At 68.3% G+C, this 20513-nt stretch carries 24 protein-coding genes and 1 pseudogene; 7 read left to right on the top strand and 18 right to left on the bottom strand.

The window, feature by feature from the left end; translation table 11 throughout:
* Positions 1-648 carry an enoyl-CoA hydratase-related protein gene (locus ACJH5R_RS17200; protein WP_406782443.1) on the bottom strand — a complete coding sequence of 216 codons (648 nt, stop codon included), beginning with the start codon at positions 646-648 and terminating at the stop codon, positions 1-3.
* Positions 645-1256 carry a TetR/AcrR family transcriptional regulator gene (locus ACJH5R_RS17195; protein ID WP_406782442.1) on the bottom strand — a complete coding sequence of 204 codons (612 nt, stop codon included), beginning with the start codon at positions 1254-1256 and terminating at the stop codon, positions 645-647. Before ACJH5R_RS17195 ends, ACJH5R_RS17200 begins: the two co-directional genes overlap by 4 nt.
* Positions 1257-1334: 78 nt before the next feature.
* Between ACJH5R_RS17195 and trpS the strand changes: the two genes are divergently transcribed.
* From trpS to ACJH5R_RS17180, 3 genes are all read left to right on the top strand, one after another.
* Positions 1335-2354, top strand: a complete 1020-nt coding sequence (gene trpS, locus ACJH5R_RS17190) for a tryptophan--tRNA ligase (RefSeq protein ID WP_406782441.1) — start codon at positions 1335-1337, stop codon at positions 2352-2354.
* A complete protein-coding gene (gene yhjD / locus ACJH5R_RS17185) occupies positions 2351-3253 on the top strand; it encodes an inner membrane protein YhjD (RefSeq protein WP_406782440.1) in 903 nt (300 codons plus the stop codon). The genes trpS and yhjD overlap by 4 nt, the downstream gene beginning before the upstream one ends.
* A 98-nt stretch (positions 3254-3351) precedes the next feature.
* Positions 3352-4293 carry a DUF5996 family protein gene (locus tag ACJH5R_RS17180; RefSeq protein ID WP_406782439.1) on the top strand — a complete coding sequence of 314 codons (942 nt, stop codon included), beginning with the start codon at positions 3352-3354 and terminating at the stop codon, positions 4291-4293.
* 13 nt (positions 4294-4306) lie between these two features.
* Here the strand turns inward: ACJH5R_RS17180 and ACJH5R_RS17175 are convergent, their stop codons facing one another.
* From ACJH5R_RS17175 to ACJH5R_RS17130, 10 genes are all read right to left on the bottom strand, one after another.
* Positions 4307-4912 (bottom strand): class I SAM-dependent methyltransferase, encoded by a 606-nt coding sequence (locus ACJH5R_RS17175; protein WP_406782438.1) that lies wholly within the window; start codon positions 4910-4912, stop codon positions 4307-4309.
* Positions 4909-5325: a PPOX class F420-dependent oxidoreductase gene (locus tag ACJH5R_RS17170; RefSeq protein ID WP_406782437.1), complete on the bottom strand. Its 417-nt coding sequence runs from the start codon at positions 5323-5325 to the stop codon at positions 4909-4911. Before ACJH5R_RS17170 ends, ACJH5R_RS17175 begins: the two co-directional genes overlap by 4 nt.
* A complete protein-coding gene (locus ACJH5R_RS17165) occupies positions 5322-5792 on the bottom strand; it encodes a MarR family winged helix-turn-helix transcriptional regulator (RefSeq protein WP_406782436.1) in 471 nt (156 codons plus the stop codon). The genes ACJH5R_RS17170 and ACJH5R_RS17165 overlap by 4 nt, the downstream gene beginning before the upstream one ends.
* 179 nt (positions 5793-5971) lie before the next feature.
* The gene (locus ACJH5R_RS17160; RefSeq protein ID WP_406782435.1) at positions 5972-6427 is read right to left on the bottom strand and encodes a carboxymuconolactone decarboxylase family protein; all 456 of its coding nucleotides are present in this window, start codon (positions 6425-6427) and stop codon (positions 5972-5974) included.
* The gene (locus ACJH5R_RS17155; RefSeq protein WP_406757993.1) at positions 6424-6714 is read right to left on the bottom strand and encodes a GNAT family N-acetyltransferase; all 291 of its coding nucleotides are present in this window, start codon (positions 6712-6714) and stop codon (positions 6424-6426) included. Before ACJH5R_RS17155 ends, ACJH5R_RS17160 begins: the two co-directional genes overlap by 4 nt.
* Before the next feature lie 9 nt (positions 6715-6723).
* Positions 6724-7842 (bottom strand): N-acetylglucosamine-6-phosphate deacetylase, encoded by a 1119-nt coding sequence (gene nagA, locus ACJH5R_RS17150; RefSeq protein ID WP_406782434.1) that lies wholly within the window; start codon positions 7840-7842, stop codon positions 6724-6726.
* Complete coding sequence (locus ACJH5R_RS17145) at positions 7839-9257, bottom strand: sugar porter family MFS transporter (protein WP_406782489.1); 1419 nt, start codon at positions 9255-9257, stop codon at positions 7839-7841. Before ACJH5R_RS17145 ends, nagA begins: the two co-directional genes overlap by 4 nt.
* Before the next feature lie 45 nt (positions 9258-9302).
* Entirely contained in the window at positions 9303-9698 is a 396-nt protein-coding gene (locus tag ACJH5R_RS17140; protein ID WP_406757995.1) for a DUF4345 domain-containing protein, read from the bottom strand.
* Positions 9692-10915 carry a D-alanyl-D-alanine carboxypeptidase family protein gene (locus ACJH5R_RS17135; protein WP_406757996.1) on the bottom strand — a complete coding sequence of 408 codons (1224 nt, stop codon included), beginning with the start codon at positions 10913-10915 and terminating at the stop codon, positions 9692-9694. The genes ACJH5R_RS17140 and ACJH5R_RS17135 overlap by 7 nt, the downstream gene beginning before the upstream one ends.
* A gap of 81 nt (positions 10916-10996) precedes the next feature.
* Complete coding sequence (locus ACJH5R_RS17130; RefSeq protein WP_406782433.1) at positions 10997-11989, bottom strand: SMP-30/gluconolactonase/LRE family protein; 993 nt, start codon at positions 11987-11989, stop codon at positions 10997-10999.
* Between the two features lie 52 nt (positions 11990-12041).
* Here ACJH5R_RS17130 and ACJH5R_RS17125 point away from each other — a divergent pair, with 52 nt between their 5' ends.
* Positions 12042-12965: a sigma-70 family RNA polymerase sigma factor gene (locus ACJH5R_RS17125; RefSeq protein WP_406782432.1), complete on the top strand. Its 924-nt coding sequence runs from the start codon at positions 12042-12044 to the stop codon at positions 12963-12965.
* 13 nt (positions 12966-12978) lie between these two features.
* Positions 12979-13446 carry a PPOX class F420-dependent oxidoreductase gene (locus ACJH5R_RS17120; RefSeq protein WP_406757999.1) on the top strand — a complete coding sequence of 156 codons (468 nt, stop codon included), beginning with the start codon at positions 12979-12981 and terminating at the stop codon, positions 13444-13446.
* Here ACJH5R_RS17120 and ACJH5R_RS17115 read toward each other — a convergent pair.
* The 6 genes and pseudogenes from ACJH5R_RS17115 to sdhC form a co-directional block, all read right to left on the bottom strand.
* Positions 13434-14060 (bottom strand): annotated as a pseudogene (locus ACJH5R_RS17115) (carboxymuconolactone decarboxylase family protein); the annotation flags it as partial. The gene ACJH5R_RS17120 and the pseudogene ACJH5R_RS17115 overlap by 13 nt on opposite strands.
* An 80-nt stretch (positions 14061-14140) precedes the next feature.
* Positions 14141-14932, bottom strand: a complete 792-nt coding sequence (locus ACJH5R_RS17110) for a 3-oxo-5-alpha-steroid 4-dehydrogenase (protein WP_406758000.1) — start codon at positions 14930-14932, stop codon at positions 14141-14143.
* A 93-nt stretch (positions 14933-15025) separates the two neighbouring features.
* Complete coding sequence (locus tag ACJH5R_RS17105) at positions 15026-15895, bottom strand: succinate dehydrogenase iron-sulfur subunit (RefSeq protein WP_406758001.1); 870 nt, start codon at positions 15893-15895, stop codon at positions 15026-15028.
* The gene (sdhA, locus tag ACJH5R_RS17100; protein ID WP_406758002.1) at positions 15895-17649 is read right to left on the bottom strand and encodes a succinate dehydrogenase flavoprotein subunit; all 1755 of its coding nucleotides are present in this window, start codon (positions 17647-17649) and stop codon (positions 15895-15897) included. Before sdhA ends, ACJH5R_RS17105 begins: the two co-directional genes overlap by 1 nt.
* Before the next feature lie 33 nt (positions 17650-17682).
* A complete protein-coding gene (locus tag ACJH5R_RS17095) occupies positions 17683-18150 on the bottom strand; it encodes a succinate dehydrogenase hydrophobic membrane anchor subunit (protein ID WP_406758003.1) in 468 nt (155 codons plus the stop codon).
* Entirely contained in the window at positions 18147-18581 is a 435-nt protein-coding gene (gene sdhC / locus ACJH5R_RS17090; protein ID WP_406758188.1) for a succinate dehydrogenase, cytochrome b556 subunit, read from the bottom strand. The genes ACJH5R_RS17095 and sdhC overlap by 4 nt, the downstream gene beginning before the upstream one ends.
* Before the next feature lie 240 nt (positions 18582-18821).
* Between sdhC and ACJH5R_RS17085 the strand changes: the two genes are divergently transcribed.
* Entirely contained in the window at positions 18822-19214 is a 393-nt protein-coding gene (locus ACJH5R_RS17085) for a cytidine deaminase (RefSeq protein ID WP_406782431.1), read from the top strand.
* Positions 19211-20512: a thymidine phosphorylase gene (locus ACJH5R_RS17080; RefSeq protein ID WP_406782430.1), complete on the top strand. Its 1302-nt coding sequence runs from the start codon at positions 19211-19213 to the stop codon at positions 20510-20512. Before ACJH5R_RS17085 ends, ACJH5R_RS17080 begins: the two co-directional genes overlap by 4 nt.
* Position 20513 lies beyond the last annotated feature (1 nt).

Genomic DNA, 20513 nt, shown 5'->3' with positions numbered 1-20513 from the left:
CTACCCGCCCAGCGCCGCCACCGCCGGGCCGAACATGCCCGCCTTGATCGCGCCCAGCGTGCCCGAGTCCTTGCCGGCCAGCGGCCGCAGCACCTCGGTCGCGGCCGGGGTCACCGCGCCCTCGGGGGCGGTGGTGTCCACAATGCCGAAGGTCGCGGCATCTACCCCGCCGAATCGGCGGCCGGTCGTCATCGACGCCACCTGAGCCTGCGGGGTGAGCTTGGCCTGGATCAACGCGGTCATCCCCGCGGTGAACGGAATCCGGATGTCGACCTCGGGGAAGCAGAAGAAGCCGCGGTCGGCGCGCATTACCCGGAAGTCGTGGGCGACCGCCAGCATGGCGCCGGCCCCGAACGCGTGGCCGACGACGGCTGCCGCGGTCGGGATCGGCAGTGTCAGCACCCGCGCGAGCAGGGCGTGCACCCGGCCGACGTACCAGTCGGTGCGGTCGCCGTTGGCCATCAGCCAGTCCAGGTCCAGGCCGTTGGTGTAGAACTTGCCGCCCGCGGTGGTCACCAGGCCGTGCGCATCCGCAGCCAGCACGTCGTCGAGTACCCGGTTGATCTCGTCGAGAAAGTCAGGGGAGAAGCGGTTTTCGTCGTCGCCGAGGTCCAGCACGGCAATCTTGTCGTCATAGGTCAGGTTCACTTCGAGGGATCCTTTCTAGAGGGTGGCCCGACCGACAGCACGGCGCGGACCGCCGCGTGCAGGTGGGACCGGGCGATGGTGCTGCCCAACCGATTCCGGCTGAGCACGAGAGCGGTGGGCAGATCGACGACGCAGGTGGTAATGGTGTCGACGGCGGCGGCGTCGCGACGTTCCCACAGGCCGTCCGCAAGCCGGATGAGCAAGCCGACCAGTTCGGCGTCGGCGCCGCGCAGCTGCTTGGCCAGCTCCGGAGACAGGTCGTCGTCGGGCAGTTCGTCGCGCCGGATCGCGAACAGCAACTTGCAGGCGTCGGGATGACGCTGCGCGAACACTACCGGGGCGTCGGCGGCGGCAACCACGGCCTCGAGCGGGTCCGAGACGGCGTTCACCAGTTCACCCTGGACCGCCAGGAAGCGCCGGGTGGCCCGCAGCCAGGCGGCGGCGACGAGCCCAGCTCGGGAGCCGAAGCCGTGGTAGACCGCGCCGTTGGAGGCGCCGGTGGCCTCGCCGATCGCGCGAATCGTCACCGCGGTGGGCCCGGACCGCGCGGCCAGCGACTCGACGGCGTCCAGCACCTGCTCGGGGTCGTACACGCGCGGGCGGGGCATGGCCGTCACCGTAACAGAGCGGACGCTCTGTTACCAGGTGCGGTCATCCGGTCCCCGGCGTGACAGGATCGAGCAATCATGAGCACTCCCGGAACCCGTCCCGTCGTATTCTCCGGCGCCCAGCCGACCTCCGACTCGCTGCACCTCGGAAACGCCCTCGGCGCGGTCGCTCAGTGGACCAGCCTGCAGGACGATCACGAGGCGTTCTTCTGCGTCGTGGACCTGCACGCGATCACCGTGCCGCAGGACCCGGAGACCCTGCGCCGCCGCACGCTGGTGACGGCCGCCCAGTACCTCGCGCTGGGCATCGACCCGGCGCGCAGCACCGTCTTCGTGCAGAGTCATGTGCCCGCCCACGCCGAACTCGCCTGGGTGCTGGGCTGTTTCACCGGATTCGGGCAGGCGTCGCGGATGACGCAGTTCAAGGACAAGTCGCAGAAGCAGGGCGCCGACTCCACCACCGTGGGGCTGTTCACCTATCCGGTGTTGATGGCCGCCGACGTGCTGCTCTACGACACCGAGGTGGTCCCGGTCGGGGAAGACCAGCGCCAGCACCTGGAGCTGGCGCGCGATGTCGCGCAGCGCGTCAACGCGCGCTTCCCGGACACCTTCGTCGTCCCCGAGCCGATGATCCCGAAGGCCACCGCCAAGATCTATGACCTGCAGGACCCGACCGCCAAGATGAGTAAATCGGCGGCCACCGACGCCGGTTTGATCAGCCTGCTCGACGACCCGGCGAAAAGCGCCAAGAAGATCCGCTCGGCGGTCACCGACTCCGAGCGCGAGATCCGCTACGACCCGGAGGCCAAGCCCGGGATTTCCAACCTGCTGACCATTCAGGCCGCCGTCACCGGCTCGGACGTCGACACCCTGGTGGACGGCTATGCGGGGCGCGGCTACGGCGACCTGAAAAAGGAGACCGCCGAGGCGGTGGCTGAATTCGTCACCCCGATCAAGGCCCGGGTGGATGAGCTGCTCGCCGACCCGGCTGAGCTGCAGGCCGTGCTGGCCGCCGGGGCGAGCCGGGCGCGCGCGGCGGCCGCCGCAACCCTGACGCGGGTGTACGACCGGGTGGGACTCCTTCCGCCGCCGGCATGAGCAAGGCCGTGACCGAGCAGGATCAGTCCAAGCCGGGAGTCATCGACCGGCTGCGGGCCAGGTACGGCTGGTTCGACCACGTGGTGCGGGCCCAAGAGCGCTACGACGACTGTCAGGGAAACTTTTTCGCCGCCGGGATGAGCTACTACACCATCTTCGCGCTGTTCCCGCTGGCGATGGTCGGGTTCTCCATCGGCGGTTTCCTGTTGTCGCGACGGCCCGAGGTGCTCGACGAGATCGAGCGCCGGATTAAGCATTCGATCCCCGGCGAGTTCGGCAACGAGCTCGTCACGCTGATGGACAGCGCGATCTCCTCACGCGCCTCGGTCGGGGTGATCGGCCTGGCCACCGCCGCCTGGGTGGGGCTGACCTGGATGGCCAACCTGCGCGAAGCGCTCTCGGAGATGTGGGAAACCCGTTCGGACAAAAAAGGTTTCGTCTCATCGAAGCTGTCGGACCTGCTCGCGATGGTATGGGCGCTCGGCGCCATGCTGGTCACCCTGGCGCTGACCGCGCTGGCTGATCCGAAGCTGATGCGAAACGTCCTGCGCTGGCTGGGGGTCCCCGACTTCACCTTGTTGGGTGGGCTACTGCGGGTTGCGTCGCTGCTGATGGCGGCTGCGGTGTCGTGGCTGCTGTTCACCTGGATGATCGCCCGGTTGCCGAGGGAGTCGGTGAGTTTCAGCAGCGCCATGGAGGCCGGTGCTATCGCCGCAGTCGGCTACGAACTGTTCAAGCAGGCCGGCTCGGTGTATCTGCAGTCGGTGATCAACGGCCCGGCCGGGGCGGTGTTCGGACCGGTCCTGGGTCTGCTGGTGTTCGCCTACGTCACCGCCCGGCTCATTCTGTTCGCCACCGCGTGGGCGGCGACGTCGGCGGATAACCTGCGCACCGCCTGACGGTGTGATTGGCTCCCGAAAGGGGTAGTAGGCACTACGGAGCGGACCGCCTGGTTCCTGCTCCGGTCTGCCCGACTGCTCGTGGAGGGAGGACGATCGTGGCTGGCGAATCCGCAAGTACCTGGCCAAGTCTTCGTGTCGAGGACTGGGGTCCGACCCGGGACACCCTGCACATGTGGACCCAGATCGTCGGCAAGGTCCGGCTGGCGCACGCGCCCTTGGTGAACCACTGGTGGCAGGTGACGCTGTACGTCACCCCACGAGGGCTCACCACGTCGGCGATCCCTTACGGCTGCGATGTTTTCGACATCGCATTCGACTTCATCGACCACCAGTTGGTGATCCGAACCAGCTCCGGTGCGACCCGGGCCATGCCGCTGCGGGAACAGTCGGTGGCGGAGTTCTACGCCACGGTCATGTCGATGCTGGCCGAGTTGGGCCTGCAGACACATATCCAGTCTCACCCCAACGAGGTCGAGCCCGCCGTGCCGTTCGCCGACGATGTCGAGCACGCTTCCTATGACCCGCAGGCTGCCCACCTGTTCTGGCGGCAATTGGTACAGGCGAACCGCGTGCTGGGCCAGTTCAGGTCGCGTTTCATCGGCAAGGTAAGCCCCGTCCATTTCTTTTGGGGAGCAATGGATCTTGCCTGCACCCGATTCTCCGGCCGACGCGCTCCGACACACCCCGGCGGGGCACCCAACTGCGGCGACTGGGTGATGGTCGAAGGCTACTCACACGAACTCAGCAGCTGCGGGTTCTGGCCGGGCGGCGGCGCCGAAGGCGGCTTCTATGCCTACGCCTACCCGGAACCCGATGGCTTCGCCGATCATCCGGTCCGCCCGGCAGCGGCGTTCTACAGCACGCAGATGGGGGAGTACGTGCTGCCCTACGAGGCGGTGCGGCAAGCACCCGAGCCGGACCGGGTGCTGCTGGACTTTCTGCAAGACACCTATGAAGCGGCGGCGGTGCGCAGCAACTGGGATCGCGCTGCCCTCGACGCGGATCCGAATCGGTGGCAGCGGCAATCACGCGCCTGAACGGCGCCGGCCGTCACTCCGGGCGGTGGGCGGTCAGCAGGAAGCCGGGCATCTGACCGATCGTGGCGAACAGTGGCGCCGGCCGAACCTCGTCGACAACCCAGCACGTCGAAACCTCGTCGCGCAACTGCTCTTCGGTGAACTGGGTGGGTGCCGGTCCCTCGTGGTCGGTGAAGGCGCCGGCACCGAAGGCCAGAATGTAGAACGTCGCGCCCGGAGCCGCAGCGCGGTACATGGCCCGCAGGTAGTTCTCCCGCAGTTCGTCGGGCAGAGCGTGCAGCAGCCCGCTGTCGAAGATGGTGGAGAACCGGCCGTCATAGCCCGTGAAGGTGGTGATGTCGGCCGCCGCGAAGGTTGCGGTGGTCAGGCCACGCTCGGCGGCAGCAGCGGTGGCCGCCGCGACCGCGGTGGGGGACAGGTCGATGCCGACTACGGTATGACCGCGCGCGGCCAAGGCCAGGGATAGTTCGGCGTGACCGCACCCGGCGTCGAGCACGTCATCGCGCACCGTGCCCGGCCGCGCGATCAGCGCCGCGTATTCCGGTTGCGGCGCACCGATGTTCCAGGCGGGCACCTGCGGCTGCTGGTAGGCCTCATCCCAATCGATCTTGTGTGTCATGGTGTGTTCCTTTCGTTGTCGGTGATGTTGCGGGCACTGGTGCCAGCTGAGTCGAGCCCCCAGGCGACGATCCGCCGCGGGGTGATCCGGATGATGTCGCCGGAGAGTCCGCCTTCGGTGCTTCCCGCCCCGGGCAGTGCGGTGCCGATGCCGCGGATCTCGATGCCACGGGCCTGCGGCGGCTTCACCGAGATCACGGTGTCGACGATGAAGGCCACCTGGGGATCCCGGAGCACGTTGCGCCATTTCTGGGTTGTCGAGAGTGCGTGGCCGACGATGTCGATCGTGGCCTGGTCCGGACCGAGGTGGACACTGACCGGTCTGATCTGGGGATCGCCGGCCGGCCCGATCGTGGCCAGCCGACCGATCGATTCATCGCGCAGGTAGGCCAGTTCGGCGGGAGTGAATGTCATGTTCGGACCTTTCGTTCGTCGCCGAGTCGGTTACGTAGCCGACTGAAGATGCGTTCGACGCAAGCCAATTCGTCGGAGTCCAGGCCGTCGAGGAACAGCTCGCGAACCGAACAGGCATGTGCCGGCATCGCCTCCTGGAGTGCCTTCAGGCCGGTGGCGGTGAGCACGGCGCGGTAGCCCCGCCGGTCATCGGGTGCCGACTCGCGTACGGTCAGTCCGCGTTTGGTCATCGAATCGATCTGGTAGGTGATCCGGCTGCGGGAGAAGACCATCCGATCGGCCAACTCGCTCATCCGCATGCGCTGTTCCGGGGCCCCGGCGAGCAGCATCAGCAGGTGATAGTCGATCAGCGTGAGGCCGGTCCGCTCGCGCAGCAGCTCGTCGAGCCGGGTCTCGAGCTGGATGCTGCTCTCGATATAGGCACCCCAGGCCTGCGCCTGCCGGTCGGACAACTTCTGGTCGGACACCGGTCACCTCGTTTCGAGAGGAAAGTCATACGCATTTGGATCAACGATGGCCGAGCAAGTCGCTCTCCCTGCTGATCAGCTTTGTTGACACCACCATAGCCATGTTCGCTAGGTAATTCAAATTTTAACTATATGGGGCGAGGCTGGTCGGGTGATACCCCCGAGGGTGACGCGGTTTCTTACTGTTCGGCCCGCACCGGGTAGCGGCTCATGATCGAAACCCGGTTGAACGCGTTGATCGTGATCGCCGACCAGATCAGCAGCGAGACCTGGTCGTCGGTGAGGTGCTCGCGCAGCAGTGCGTACTCGTCGTCGTCCAGGTGGGTGTCGGAGATCCAGGTGACCGCTTCGGCGAGTTCCAGGGCGGCCCGTTCGGTGTCGGAGAACAGTTGGGTGTCCCGCCAGGCCGGCAGCACCGCAATCCGCTGCAGGGTGTCACCGGTCTCCAGCAGCGCCTTGCTGTGCATGTTCAGGCAGAACGCGCACCCATTGATCTGGGATACCCGCAGATTCACCAGCTCCAGGACGGTCCGCGACAACCCGGCCTCTTCGGCACGCGCCCGCACCTCGGCCGCGGCGTCCAGGTAGGCCCGGTAGACCGAGGCGGACTGCTTGTTGAGGGGGATCCGCGTCACTGTTCGCCGGCCGGGTCGACGAGGTCGGCGAACTCCGGGTGCTTGGTGATGTAGGCCTCCACGAACGAGCAGGTCGGTACGACGCGTTTGCCGGCCGCGCGGGTGTCGGCCAGGGCCTTACCGACCAGAATGCCGGCCAGGCCGCGGCCGCCGAAGGCCTTGTCGATCACGGTGTGGTGGAAAATCCGCTGATCGCCGCGTTCGATGTAGTCGGCGAACCCGGCCTGTTCGCCGTCGACGGTGATCTTGTACTGCCCGTTGTCGTGGGTGACGGTCGGTTCGCTCATCTTCGCAGCCTATCGGAGCCAGGCGCCGCGCCGCATTACTCGCGAGACCCGCCAATCCCGATCCAGCACAACCAGGTCGGCGTCACGTCCGGCGGCCAGAACACCGGCTCGGTGCAGCCCGAGGGTGCGCGCCGGGGTGGACGAGGTCATGCGCGCGGTGTCGGCCAGAGCCGCATCGTCGCCGCCGAGCAGTCGCACCACGGAACCGAACAGTCCGCCCATGGTGGCGGTGCTGCCGGCGATCGTCGTCGTGCCGTGCAGCCGGGCCACCCCGTCGGTGACATCGACGTCGAGCCCGCCCAGGGTGAACGCGCCGTCACCGGCGCCGGCGGCGGCCATCGCATCGGTGACCAGGGCGACCCGGTCCGGGCCGGCGGTGGCCACGACGTGCCGGATCACACCCGCGTGCAGGTGCACGCCGTCGGCGATCAGCTCGACGGTCACCCGCGGATCGGACAACAGCGCGGGAACCGGTCCCGGCTCGCGATGGTGCAGGGCTCGCATCGCGTTGAACAGGTGCGTGCCGACCGTCGCGCCGGCTTCGACCGCCTCCTGCGTCAGTTCGTAGCCCGCGTCGGTGTGGCCCACGGCCACCACGATTCCCGCATCCACCAAGCGCCGGATAACCGTGATGGCGCCGGGCAGCTCGGGTGCCAGCGTGACCATCCGGATCGTGCCCTCACCGGCGGCCAGCAGCGCGTCGACCTCAGCGTCGTCGGGGGCGCGCAGCGCTTCGCTGTCGTGTGCGCCGCAGTGCAACCGGCTCAACCACGGCCCTTCCAGGTGGATGCCGTCCACCACGCCGCGCCGGACCGCGGCAGCCAGCGTGCGCACCTGCGCCAGCAGGGCTTCCGGGGAGGTGGTCACCAAGCTGGCCAGGCCCGCGGTGGTGCCGTGCGACGCGTGCAAGGCGGCCGCCCGGTCCGGATCGTCGGCGTAGGAGACACCGGCGCCACCGTGGCAGTGCATGTCGACGAAGCCGGGCACCACCACACAGTCGCCGAAATCGGTGTCCGCGCGAACCGGCCCAGACCCGCAATCGGCGATTCGCCCACCGGACACCGACACCCACCCCGGCCGGTGCACCCGGCCGTCGAGCACGACGGTGTCGGCGGCGATGACGCTCATGCCGACGCCTCACTGCCCGGCACCAGGGCCCCGGCGTCCCGGCCGTCCTCGGCTTGCCAGCGTCCACCGTTCTCCCAGAAGTGCCGGATATCTTCCAACTGCCGGCCCTTGGTCTCCGGGGCGTAGCGATAGACGAACGCCAGGCCGAGGATCGCCAGCACGCCGAACACCGCGAACGTCCCGGCGCCGCCCAGCGAGGTGAGCATGGTCAGGAACACCGCGGCGACGATCGCGTTGGCCACCAGGTCCGAGGTCAACATCGCCGACGCCCCCATAGACCGCATTCGGGCCGGCAGGCTCTCCCCGGCATACACCCAGACCAGTGAACCGAATCCGAACGTGTAGCCGACGGTGAACAGCAGCACCCCGCCGAACTTGACCGCCGTCAGGGCGTTGCCGAACGCGTCACCGGCGGCGAACACCGCGATCAGCAGTAGGTTGGCCGCGACCATGGTGGCAATACCGGACAGCAGGATCGGTCGCCGGCCGACCCGGTCGATGATCACCAGCGAGACGACCATTGCCGCCAGGGCGGCGACCTGCACCAGCGCCGGCAGGACCAGCAATGCGAAATCGCCCTCGAAGCCCATCTTCTCGAACAGCCGCGGGCTGTAGTAGACGATCGCGTTGATCCCGGTGATCTGGATGAAGAAGCCCAGCGTCACCACGAACAGCGTCGCCCGCAGATACGGCGGCCGCAGCATCTCGCGCAGCACGCCGACCCCGCCGGCCTGTTCCTCGGCCAAGGTGCGGTTGATCTCGGCCAGCTCGCGCTGCGCGTCGGCGCCAGGTTCGATGCGCCGCAGGGTGCGTTCCGCGTCGTCGACGCGGCCCTTGAGCAGATACCAGCGGGCCGTGTCGGGGATACGTGCCAGCAGTAGGGCGACGAGCACCGCCGGTACCGCGGCCAGGCCCAGCATCGCCCGCCAGTTGCCGGTGCCGGCCAGTAGGTAGGCGCACAGATAGCCGGCGATGATCCCGATCACCGTGGCCACCCCGTAGGTCACCAGCAGTGCGCCGCGGGCGTGGGCCGGCGCCGACTCGGCCACGAACACCGGCACCACCACTACCGATATGCCGATGGTGATGCCGAGCAGCAGTCGTGCCACGGTCAGTGTCGACACCGACGCCGATGCCGCCCCCAGCAACGCGAAACCCGCGTAGCCCAGCGTCACCACGACCATGGAGCGCTTCCGGCCGATCGCGTTGGCCAGCCACCCGCCGGCCATGGCGCCGGCGATCTCGCCGATCACCGTCGCGGTCGCGATCATCTCCTGCTGGGCTTCGGTCAGCCCGAAATCACGCTCGATGAACAACAGGGCGCCGGCGATATTGGACAGGTCGTAGCCGTAGATGACGCCGACGCTGGCGGCGGCCACTCCCACCAGCAGCGCCAGCGGCGAGGAGCGGCGCAGTTCCTCGAATCGGCCCATCTGGCCCACGGTAGGGGATGCGGTCAGTTACCGAATGCCCGAGTCGGGCCGTTCGGCCAGGGTGGCATACCAATAGGTCAGCCCGGCCGCGACGAACTCGACGGCGCACGCGGCGGTGAAGGCCGGATGCGGCATGCCGACATCGACCATGGACATCAGCCGGGACACCCCGAGCAGGGCCATGGTGGCGGCCAGCAGGCGCACGGCTCCGGCCGGGATCACGGAGCGCCGAAAGGCCTCGAGGTAGCCGACTCCGAAGCCGATCAGCAGGGCGCCGGCCGCGCGGCTCTCGCTGTCCACGGTCGCGTTGACGGTCTGGCCGTCGGGAATGGAGTCCAGTGAGAACGCCATCCGGCTGATCCCCAGCGCTATCAGCAGCAGCCCGGTGAGCCAGCCGAATGCGCGCAGAGACTTGATCACCATGCCGAGCCCCTGCCGGGGCGGCGGTTCACCGCCCGGGCGCCCATGATGAGCGCGAACACAACGATCGTTCCGAAAATGCCCACCCCGACGCGCACCGGCACCGTGTCGTCGGACGGGGCCAGCAACATCGCCTGGGGGTTCGCGGCGTCGGCCGGGCTGCGGGGCGCCACCAGCGACGGGTCCGGTTCGATGAGCGTGCCGACGCGGGTGCCTGGCGGGACGGAGAAGCCGTAGTCGAGCAGCTGCGCGGCCTGCTGCCAGGGCGGGATCGGCTGCCGGGTGCCGCGCAGCAGCACGGCCACCAGCCGGCGCCCGTCCCGGGTCGCGGCGCCGACGAACGTCTGTCCGGCGTCGTCGGTGTAGCCGGTCTTGCCGCCCAGGGCGCCCGGGTAGTTGTAGAGCAGCTGGTTGTCGTTCTCCAGCTGGTAGCCGGGCGTATCGCCGTAGCCCGGGAAGTCGAAGCTGCGGGTCGCGACGATGTTGGTGAACGCCGGGTTGTTCCAGGCGTAGCGGTAGAACAGCCCGATGTCGTAGGCCGAGGTGCTCATGCCCGGCCCGTCCAGCCCGGAGGGGGTGGCGGCGCGGGTGTCGCGGCCGCCGAGCCGCGCGGCCAGGGTGTTGATCTTGTGCAGCGCCACATCCCAGCCGCCGAGCTGCATGGCCAGGGCGTGCGCGGCGTCGTTGCCCGATCCCATCAGCAGTCCGTGCAGCAACTGGTCGACGGTGAAGCGGCCGCCGGGGCCGACACCGACCCGGGTGCCTTCGGCGTTGGCGTCTTCTTGGGTGCCGGGAACCACCATGTTGGGGTCCAGCTCGTTCAGCGACGCCATCGCGGTCAGCACCTTGATCACGCTGGCGGGCCGGTGCCGGCCGTGCGGGTCGCGGGCGGCGATCACCGCGCCGCTGTCCAGGTCTGCCACCAGCCACGATTCGGCGGAGACCTCGCTGGGCACCGGTGGGGTGTCGGGTGCGGCCACGATCCCGCAGCCGGCCAGCGCCTCGCCGCCGACCGGGGTGGCCGGCACCGGCAGCGGCAACGGGGGAGGGCCGGCTTGCGGCACTTCGGAGGCGTCCACCGCGGGAGGAGTGCTGACCTGATACGGGCAGCCGACCGTTCCCGCGCCCCGGCCCGGGGTGGGATCTGCCGTCGCCAGTGGAGCGGAGGCGGCGAGGAAACCCGCGGCCACCAGGGCTGACACCGAGCGCAGAGAAGTCATCGTGTGTGCAGGGTAGGCCACGGGCCCCGCGAAACCGCGGAGCCACGCTGTGGCTGGTGGGGCGGAAGTTACAGCGGGAGGTTACAGCTGGAAATAGGCCAGGCCTGGCCCGGCGATCCGTCCCATCCACAGTCGATCGTCGGCCTCCACCACGCCGGTGGCCAGCCCGAAGCCGGGGTGCTCCGTGCGGTATTGGGTCAGTACCCGCCCGTCGTCGGCGTCGAAAGCGACCACCCACACCACCGGCGTCGGGTCGGGCAGCCAGCGATACGGCAACAGTCGCCACAACAGCCGGCGAAGCACCGGCGCACGCGGGCTCAGCCAGTCGGACAACGCGTTGCGATCGGAGACCATCGCGACCCAGATGCGTCCGTCGCGCCCGGTGGAGATGTTGTCGGGATGGCCGGGCAGTTCCTGCACCAGCGCAGTGATCGAACCGCGGTGGGAGCCGGTCAGCCAGTACTTGGACAGTCGCCGCCCGGTGCTCTCGGCGAACACCACCGCCGACTCGTCAGCGGTCAGCGTCACGCCGTTGGCGAAATGCAAGCCCGTCGCCAGCACGCTCACCGTGCCGTCGGGACTGCGTTGCATCAGTGACCCGCTGCCGCGGGCCTCGATCACCGAACCCTTGTAGTGCTCGTAGCGGAACCTGCTGGTGGGTTCTGTGAAATAAATTGTGCCATCAGCGGATTCGACAGCGTTGGAGCAGAACATCAGCGGCCGTCCGGCCACTTCGCCCACCAGGGTCTCCAGCTGATCGGTCTGCGGGTCATAGCGCAGCAGGCCGCGGTGGCTGTCACAGATCAGCAGCCGGTGATCGCCGGTGAAGGCCAAACCCAAGGGGCGCCCGCCGGTGTCGGTCACCACCCGCGCCGCACCGCCTGCCGGGTCAACCGCGATTATGCGGCCGTCCTCGACCCCGGTCCAGATGGTGCCGTCGGCCGCGGCGACGACGTCCTCGGGAGCGGTACCGGGAATCTCCACGAGTCTCAGGGCCGGGGTGGGATCGGGCGGGGGCAGCGGCCGCGATCCCGGGGGCTGCCAGCGGACGGGGTCGATGCGCGGCTTGGCCATTCCTGCATTGTGTCTGACCGGTCACGCGCGCCGCAGGCCTAGGCTGGTGGCGATGACGGCGTCGGTGGAGGACTTCGAGGCGTTGCGGCCTCACCTGCTGGCGGTGGCCTACCGGCTCACCGGCATGTTCGCCGACGCCGAGGACATCGTGCAGGACGCCTGGCTGCGCTTCGACGCCGCCGAGCGTGACCGCATCGTCGACCCGCGGGCCTGGTTGACCACGGTGGTGAGTCGGCTCGGCCTGGACCGGCTGCGTTCGGCGCCGCGGCGCCGCGAGACCTATGTCGGCGAGTGGCTGCCCGAGCCGGTGGTGACCGGCGACGACGCGGATCCGTTGTCGGCGGTGGTGGCCGGCGAAGATGCCCGGTTCGCCGCCATGGTGGTGCTGGAGCGGCTGACTCCCGATCAGCGGGTGGCCTTCGTGCTGCACGACGGGTTTGCGGTGCCGTTCGGCGAGGTGGCCGGGGTGCTGAACACCACCGAGGCGGCGGCCCGCCAGCTGGCCTCGCGTGCCCGCAAAGCCGTCACCGCTGATCCGCCGCCGCAGCCCGATCCGCGCCACGACGAGGCGGTCGGGTCGCTGATGGCCGCGATGGCATCCGGCGACCTGGCCGCCGTGGTGGCGCTGCTGCACCCCGACGTGACCTTCACCGGCGACGCCAACCGCCGGGCGCCGACCGCCCCGCGGGTCATTCGCGGTCCCGAGAAGGTGGCCCGGTTCCTGCTCGGCCTGGCGCGCCGCTACGGCCCGACCCTGGTCACCGCGAACCAACTGGCGCTGGTCAACGGCGAACTGGGCGCCTACACCCCGGGCGCGCCCGGCGCCGACGGGTTCCCCGAGCTGATGCCGCGCGTCACCGCGATGACGGTGCGCGACGGGCGGGTGGTGGCGATCTGGGATATCGCCAACCCGGATAAATTCACCGGATCCCCGCTGCGACCCGCCAGCCGATCGGAGGAAGAACGTGGCCACTAGCGTCTCAAAGAAAATGGGCGCGTTGATGTTTCGCGCAATGGACAAGATGCGCCACCGCGACGCCTTTGACATCGGTAATCCAACCGGCACGGACTTCACCGGCTTCGACAAGTCTCGGCAGATCCTGCTGGTCACGTTCAAACGGTCGGGGGAGGCGATGCCGAGCCCGATCAACCACGGCGTCGACGCCGGAAAGCTCTACGTCCGCACCGACGCATCCACCGGCAAGGTCAAACGAATCCGCAACAACCCGAACGTCGTCGTGGTCCCCAGCAGCCTGCGCGGGAAACCCGAGGGGCAACCGGTGGCCGCCATCGCCCGGATTCTGCCCGAGTCCGACCATGCGCAGGCCGAACGCGCGATCGCCGCCAACTGGAGCCCGGCGATGCGGATCTTCGAGCGCGGTCTGGACAAGGGGAGTGCGGCGGCCGGACTCCCGATCGCCTATATCGAGATCACTCCGGCGACTCAGTCTCGCTGATCTTCGGTGGCCCAGGGCACCCGGCAGGCATCCCCGGAGTTGAAGCCCTGCTCGGTGATGCCCAGCGCCGCGTACATCCGGGATCGCATGTTCTCCACCCCGATCTGGTAGGTCAGCTCGATCACCCCGGCGTCACCGAACCGGTGCTGCAGATCGGCGACCTGTTCGTCGGTGACCGAATGGGGGTCGGTGGTCATCGCGTCGGCGTAGGCGATCGCGGCCCGCTCGTCCTCGCTGTACAGCGGCGAGGTCGCGTAGTCCTCGATCTGCTTGAGCCGGTCGGTGTCGATCCCCTCCAGGCGTTGCAGCATGGATCCGAAGTCCACGCACCACGAGCAACCGACGGTGCGGGCGGTCCAGAACACCGCCAGATCCCGCGGGCCGGCAGGCAGCTTGCGCGACGCGGACTGCAACAGGCCCTCGTGCACCGCATTGGCCACCAGCAGTCGCGGATGATGCGCGGCGACGGCGAAGGGCTCCGGCACTTCACCGAAGCGACGCTTGGCGTAGCGGTACATGGCGCGCACCAGCATGTTGGTGCGTTTCGGCGGCAGCGGGTCGATGCGAGGTTTGGTAGTCATACCCCTAAGACGAGCCGGGCCGGAAAAATGTGACAGCGCCGTCGTCGCCAACGTGCACTCAGACCGAAAAAGTGGGGGAATCCCCGACCTGAGTGCACGTTCGGCGGCGGACCTCAGATCAGGAAGGGGACCAGCGCCTTGCGGTCGGTCGGGTAGTCGACGAACTTCTCCTGATACCACTTGTGGGTGCCCAGGGCGCGGGGGATCAGATTGCCCGCGGTGATCAGCAGGATGGCGACGCCGGGCAGCGCCCAGGTCAGGATCGCGAAGCCGGCCCACGCCGTCATCTCGCCCAGGTAGGCCGGGCTGGTGACGAAGCGGAAGCCGCCGCCGAACGGAATCCGGTACTCCGCGCCGCCGGGATTGTTCTTGTCGCGCAGGTTGCGCACGATCGACTCGGAGTTGACCAGCAGGGCGAATCCACACAGGTAGACCACCAGCCCGATCAGGAACCGCGGGTCGGTCAGCCAGCCGGTGCCGTACTGGCCGAAATAGTCGTGGCTGAACAGCGCACCGTTGAGGTAGCCGTGCATGGACGTGACGAGCATGCCCATCACCACCACCGAGATGTTGAAGGTGCTGCGCTTGCCGGGCACCTGGCGGATGGCCAGCGGGAAGAACCAGCCGCGGTTGGCGTAGTGCAGCGCCCAGATGCCGGCCAGCACCAGCGACGTCGGCTCGAAGCGGTGCGGCCCGCTCAGGTAGGCGACCAGAAACACCACGGTCGCCGGGATCTCCATCAACCACCAGCCGAACTTGGGGTTCAGGTTCAAGCCGAGCTTGGTCGTCGAGAACCGCCCGTAGGAACTCTGGCCGAAGAAGCCGCCGATGATCACGAACGCCGCGAAGGCGAACGCTGCGGTCAGGACGGTGTCGTAGACGGTGTTGCCGGTGTACCAGTGCATGCTCAGTGTCCTATCACGGTGGTGGTGATCGAACGCGAAAGCCCCCATTTCGTGGCGAAATTGGGGGCTTGCACGTCGAGTCGCGGACGAAGGTCAGCGGGCGAACATCAGCGCCCGCTTGACCTCCTGGATCGCCTTGGTGATCTCGATGCCACGGGGGCAGGCATCCGTGCAGTTGAACGTGGTACGGCAGCGCCACACCCCGTCGACCTCGTTGAGGATGTCCAGGCGCTCGGCGGCGGCCTCGTCGCGGCTGTCGAAGATGAACCGGTGGGCGTTGACGATCGCGGCCGGCCCGAAGTAGGCGCCCTCGCTCCAGTACACCGGGCAACTCGTGGTGCAGATGGCGCACAGGATGCACTTGGTGGTGTCGTCGTAGCGCGCACGGTCGGTCTGGCTCTGGATGTGCTCGCGGGTGGGGTGGTTGCCGGAGGTGATCAGGTACGGCTTGACCGCCTTGTAGGCATCCATGAACGGTTCCATGTTGACCACGAGGTCTTTTTCCACCGGAAGCCCGCGCAGCGGCTCGATGGTCAGCGTCAGCTCCTTGCCCGGCTTTTTGGGCAGGATGTCGCGCATCAGCAGCTTGCAGGCCAACTTGTTATTGCCGTTGACCCGCACGCCGTCGGAGCCGCACACCCCGTGGGCGCAGGACCGGCGGAAGGTCAGCGTGCCGTCCAGGTAGCTCTTCACGTAGATCAGCAGGTTGAGCAGCCGGTCGGTGGGCAGTGCCGGAACCCGGAAGCTCTGCCAGCCACCGGTGGCGGCGTAGGCGTCGGGGTTCTCCGGGTTGAACCGGGCGATCTTGAGCGTGACCATCTGCGCGCCCTCGGGGATCGCGGGCAGCGGCGGGTCACCGGCCGGGACAGTGTCGACCAGCGCCGCCGGTGCCGCGCTCGACGGTCCCGGCGAGCAGCATCCGCCCTCGGACGAGCAGCAACCGGAGTCAGCTGAGGAGGACATCAGTACTTCCGTTCCTTCGGTTCGTAGCGGGTCTGCACCACCGGCTTGTAGTCCAGTCGGATGTCGGCGATCAGGTCGGAGCCCTGCTTGTAGGCCATGGTGTGGCGCATGTAGTTGACGTCGTCCCGGTTGGGGTAGTCCTCGCGAGCGTGTCCGCCGCGCGATTCCTGGCGGTTCAACGCACCCAACACGGTGACCTCGGCCAGCTCCAGCAGGAAGCCCAGCTCGATGGCCTCGAGCAGGTCGGAGTTGAAGCGCTTGCCCTTGTCGTGCACGGTGATCCGGGCGTACCGCTCCTTGAGCGCGTGGATGTCGCTCAGCGCCTGCTTGAGGGTCTTTTCGGTGCGGAACACCGCGGCGTTGTTGTCCATCGACTGCTGCAGTGCGCCACGGATGTCGGCGACCCGCTCGTTGCCGTGCTCGGAGAGGATGTCGGACACCCAGCCGGTCACCATGTCGGCGGGGTTCTCCGGCAGGTCGACGAAGTCGTGCGCGTTGGCGTATTCGGCGGCGGCGATACCCGCGCGGCGGCCGAAGACGTTGATGTCCAGCAGCGAGTTGGTGCCGAGCCGGTTGGCGCCGTGCACCGAAACGCAGGCGCATTCGCCGGCGGCGTAGAGGCCCGGCACGGTGTTGGTGTTGTCCCGCAGCACCTGGCCGGTGTTCGTGGTCGGGATGCCGCCCATCACGTAGTGGCAGGTCGGGTAGACCGGCACCAGTTCCTTGACCGGGTCCACGCCCAGGTAGGTGCGGGCGAACTCGGTGATGTCGGGCAGCTTCTCCTCGAGCACCTCTTCGCCGAGGTGACGCACGTCGATGTAGACGTAGTCCTTGTTCGGTCCGGCGCCGCGGCCCTCGAGCACCTCGAGCACCATCGAGCGGGCCACGATGTCGCGCGGGGCCAGGTCGACGATCGTCGGTGCGTAGCGCTCCATGAACCGCTCACCGTCGGCGTTGAGCAACCGGCCGCCTTCGCCGCGGACGGCCTCGGAGATCAGGATGCCCAGGCCGGCCAGGCCGGTCGGGTGGAACTGGTGGAACTCCATGTCTTCGAGCGGGAGTCCCTTGCGGAACACGATGCCCAGGCCGTCGCCGGTCAGGGTGTGCGCGTTCGAGGTGGTCTTGTACATCCGGCCCGAGCCGCCGGTGGCGAACACAATGGCCTTGGCGTGGAAGACGTGGATGTCACCGGTCGCCAGCTCGTAGGCAACGATGCCGGTGGCCACCGGGCCCGACGGCGTCTCGGTGAGCACCAGGTCCAGGGCGTAGAACTCGTTGAAGAACTCGACGCCGTGCTTGACGCAGTTTTGGTACAGCGTCTGCAGGATCATGTGGCCGGTCCGGTCGGCGGCGTAACACGCGCGGCGCACCGGGGCCTTGCCGTGATCGCGGGTGTGCCCGCCGAACCGGCGCTGGTCGATACGGCCCTCCGGCGTCCGGGAGAACGGCATGCCCATGTTCTCCAGGTCCAGCACCGCGTCGATGGCCTCCTTGGCCATGATCTCCACGGCGTCCTGGTCGGCCAGGTAGTCGCCGCCCTTGACGGTGTCGAAGGCGTGCCACTCCCAGTTGTCGTCCTCGACGTTGGCCAGCGCCGCGCACATGCCGCCCTGGGCCGCGCCGGTGTGGCTGCGCGTGGGGTAGAGCTTGGTCAGGACCGCGGTGCGGGCCCGCGGGGCCGCCTCGACGGCCGCGCGCATCCCGGCGCCGCCGGCACCGACGATCACCACGTCGTATCGATGTTCTTGAATCACCGCGATATCACCCGTTCGCTACCGAATCTGCCGTCAAGAAATGTTCGCGTCGAAGCTCAGCAGCACGTAGCTGCCCAGTGCCAGCGTGAAGATGATCGACACCGCCAGCAGCGTCATCAGCCAGAACCGGCTGCGGGAGCTGCGGGTGTAGTCGCCGATGATCGTGCGCATGCCGTTGCCGCCGTGCAGTTGGGCCAGCCACAACAGGAGCAGGTCCCAGATCTGCCAGAACGGCGAGTGCCAGCGCTCCGCCACGTAGTTGAAGTCGATGCGGTACACGCCGTCCTGCCACATCAGCATCACGAACAGGTGCCCGAGCACCAGGAAGATCAAGACGGCGCCGGAGAACCGCATGAACAGCCAGGTGTACTTCTCGAAGTTGGGCATCCCGCTGTGCCGCTGCGGCGCACGCGGGTCGCCGAGGCTGGCCGGGCGGTCGCGGTCCAGCCCGCGGACCGGGGCTATCGGGCCCCTGCTGCCTTGTACGTCAATTGTGCTCATAGGAACCGCTCCACCATGTGCATGCCGATGCGAACCACCACCGGAACCATCACCACCAGCCAGATGACGCCGACCGCCACCAGCATCTGGCGGTGCCAGCGGGTGCCCTGCCACCAGAAGTCGATCAGGATCAGCCGGACCCCGTTGAGACCGTGGAACAGCACCGCGGCCACCAGCCCCAGCTCCATCAGGCCGACGAGCGGGGTCTTGTAGGTCGCGATCACCTCGGTGTAGGCCTCCGGGCTCACCCGCACCAGGGCCGTGTCGAGCACGTGTACGAACAGGAAGAAGAAAATGGTCGCACCGGTGATCCGGTGCAGCGCGAACGCCCACATCCCCGGGTCACCCTTGTACAGACTCTGCCGCCGGAACCGCGTCCCATCCGTCCGGGTCCTCGGCGTCGCCGCATCCGCGGATGTCGCCGTCATCAGCGCCTCCAAATTTTCTGCAGCGGCCCGCTGCGCCCGGCCTATACCGTGCGTACGGTCGCTCCGCAACGCAATCGCTGTCAACAAACCTCGGCAAGGACTCTAAACCCATCAACAGGTCCGAAACGACCACGCAAAAGTTACTGACGAGTAGCCAGAGCCTGCGGCTACGCTGATTTTTGATCGTTGCCGACGGACGGACGAGGTGATGTGGTGCGCTCAGATCGACAGGAGACCTGTTGAATGTCCCACCAAATCGACTGGGATATGTTGCGGCGCAACGCAATCAAGGTTTCAGCTAACGCCTACGCGCCGTACTCGGGCCTGCGGGTCGGTGCGGCCGGACTGACCGATGACGGCCGGGTGGTCACCGGCTGCAATGTGGAGAATGTCTCATATGGGCTGGGCCTGTGTGCCGAGTGCGCGGTGGTCTGCGGGCTCTACGCGGCCGGTGGCGGGCGGCTGGTGGCGCTCTCCTGCAGCAATTCCGACGGGACCCTGCTGATGCCGTGCGGTCGCTGCCGCCAGGTGCTGCTGGAACACGGTGGTTCCGCACTGCTCATCGACCACCCGGCGGGGGCACGGTCGTTGGCCGAACTGCTGCCGGAGGCCTTCGGACCCGACGCGCTGCCATGAGCGTGCCGGCCTACTTTGACGCCCCGACGCTGATCGCCACCAAGCGTGACGGCCATCGGCTGCCCGATGCCGGGATCGACTGGCTGATCGACGCCTACACCGCGGGCGTGGTCGCCGAAGAGCAGATGTCGGCGCTGCTGATGGCGATCTACCTGCGCGGGATGGATGCGGCCGAAACCGTCCGGTGGACCACGGCGATGATCGCCTCGGGGGAACGGATGGACTTCACCGACCTGAGCCGCGGCGGCAAGCCCCTCAAGACGGTGGACAAGCACTCCACCGGCGGGGTGGGCGACAAGATCACCCTGCCGCTGGTTGCCGTCGTTGCCGCCTGCGGAGCTGCGGTACCGAGCGCGTCGGGTCGTGGCTTGGGGCACACCGGTGGCACCTTGGACAAGCTGGAGGCGATACCGGGCTTCGATGTGGCGCTGTCCACCGCGCGGCTGCGTGAGCAACTGGCCGCCGTCGGCGCGGCGATCTTCGCTGCCGGCGCTCTGGCACCCGCCGACGCCAAGATCTACGCGTTGCGTGACGTCACCGCCACCGTGGAATCGCTGCCGCTGATCGCCAGCTCGGTGATGAGCAAAAAGCTCGCCGAGGGCACCGGAGCCCTGATCTTGGACGTCAAGGTCGGGTCGGGCGCGTTCATGCGGTCCGCTGAGCAGGCCCGGGAACTAGCCCAGATGATGGTCGGGCTGGGTGCGGTGCACGGTGTGCCGACCCGTGCCCTGCTCACCGACATGAGCGTGCCGCTGGGGTGCACGGTCGGCAACGCGATCGAGGTGGCCGAAGCCCTCGAAGTGCTGGCCGGCGGCGGCCCGGCCGATGTGGTGGCGCTGACGGTGCGGCTGGCCGAAGAGATGCTGGAGCTGGCCGGAATCGACGGTGTCGACCCGGCGCAGGCCCTGCGGGACGGCAGCGCGATGGACCGATTCGCCGCGATGGTCGCCGCCCAGGGCGGGGATCTGGACGCGCCACTGCCGGTGGGGGCGTGCAGCGAGACCGTGACTGCTGATCGGGGCGGCGTCATGGGGGCCATCGACGCGATGGCGGTGGCCCTGGCGGCGTGGCGGCTCGGCGCGGGCCGGTCCAGGCCGGGGGAGCGGGTGCAGCACGGGGCGGGGGTGCGGATTCACCGCCGGCCGGGCGACCCGGTGGCGGCCGGCGAAACCTTGTTCACGCTGTACACCGATACCTCCGAGCGGCTCGCCGCCGCGTTGGCCGAGCTCGACGGCGGCTACCGCGTCGGCGACACACCGCCGCAGCCGCGTCCCCTGATCATCGAGGCGACGCCATGAT

This window comes from Mycobacterium sp. SMC-19, from assembly GCF_045310815.1.
GTDB lineage: Bacteria > Actinomycetota > Actinomycetes > Mycobacteriales > Mycobacteriaceae > Mycobacterium.
Note: the sequence above shows the minus strand (reverse complement) of the source record. Positions and strands in the feature narration are given on the sequence as shown.

Coding starts and splice junctions, on each gene's coding strand:
- ACJH5R_RS17175 (WP_406782438.1), bottom strand. CDS start 4,912: ATGACACACAAGATCGATTGGGATGAGGCCTACCAGCAGCCGCAGGTG.
- ACJH5R_RS17125 (WP_406782432.1), top strand. CDS start 12,042: ATGACGGCGTCGGTGGAGGACTTCGAGGCGTTGCGGCCTCACCTGCTG.
- yhjD (WP_406782440.1), top strand. CDS start 2,351: ATGAGCAAGGCCGTGACCGAGCAGGATCAGTCCAAGCCGGGAGTCATC.
- ACJH5R_RS17085 (WP_406782431.1), top strand. CDS start 18,822: ATGTCCCACCAAATCGACTGGGATATGTTGCGGCGCAACGCAATCAAG.
- ACJH5R_RS17140 (WP_406757995.1), bottom strand. CDS start 9,698: ATGGTGATCAAGTCTCTGCGCGCATTCGGCTGGCTCACCGGGCTGCTG.
- ACJH5R_RS17120 (WP_406757999.1), top strand. CDS start 12,979: ATGGGCGCGTTGATGTTTCGCGCAATGGACAAGATGCGCCACCGCGAC.
- ACJH5R_RS17110 (WP_406758000.1), bottom strand. CDS start 14,932: ATGCACTGGTACACCGGCAACACCGTCTACGACACCGTCCTGACCGCA.
- ACJH5R_RS17105 (WP_406758001.1), bottom strand. CDS start 15,895: ATGTCCTCCTCAGCTGACTCCGGTTGCTGCTCGTCCGAGGGCGGATGC.
- ACJH5R_RS17195 (WP_406782442.1), bottom strand. CDS start 1,256: ATGCCCCGCCCGCGCGTGTACGACCCCGAGCAGGTGCTGGACGCCGTC.
- ACJH5R_RS17170 (WP_406782437.1), bottom strand. CDS start 5,325: ATGACATTCACTCCCGCCGAACTGGCCTACCTGCGCGATGAATCGATC.
- ACJH5R_RS17080 (WP_406782430.1), top strand. CDS start 19,211: ATGAGCGTGCCGGCCTACTTTGACGCCCCGACGCTGATCGCCACCAAG.
- ACJH5R_RS17135 (WP_406757996.1), bottom strand. CDS start 10,915: ATGACTTCTCTGCGCTCGGTGTCAGCCCTGGTGGCCGCGGGTTTCCTC.
- ACJH5R_RS17095 (WP_406758003.1), bottom strand. CDS start 18,150: ATGAGCACAATTGACGTACAAGGCAGCAGGGGCCCGATAGCCCCGGTC.
- trpS (WP_406782441.1), top strand. CDS start 1,335: ATGAGCACTCCCGGAACCCGTCCCGTCGTATTCTCCGGCGCCCAGCCG.
- ACJH5R_RS17130 (WP_406782433.1), bottom strand. CDS start 11,989: ATGGCCAAGCCGCGCATCGACCCCGTCCGCTGGCAGCCCCCGGGATCG.
- ACJH5R_RS17155 (WP_406757993.1), bottom strand. CDS start 6,714: ATGAGCGAACCGACCGTCACCCACGACAACGGGCAGTACAAGATCACC.
- nagA (WP_406782434.1), bottom strand. CDS start 7,842: ATGAGCGTCATCGCCGCCGACACCGTCGTGCTCGACGGCCGGGTGCAC.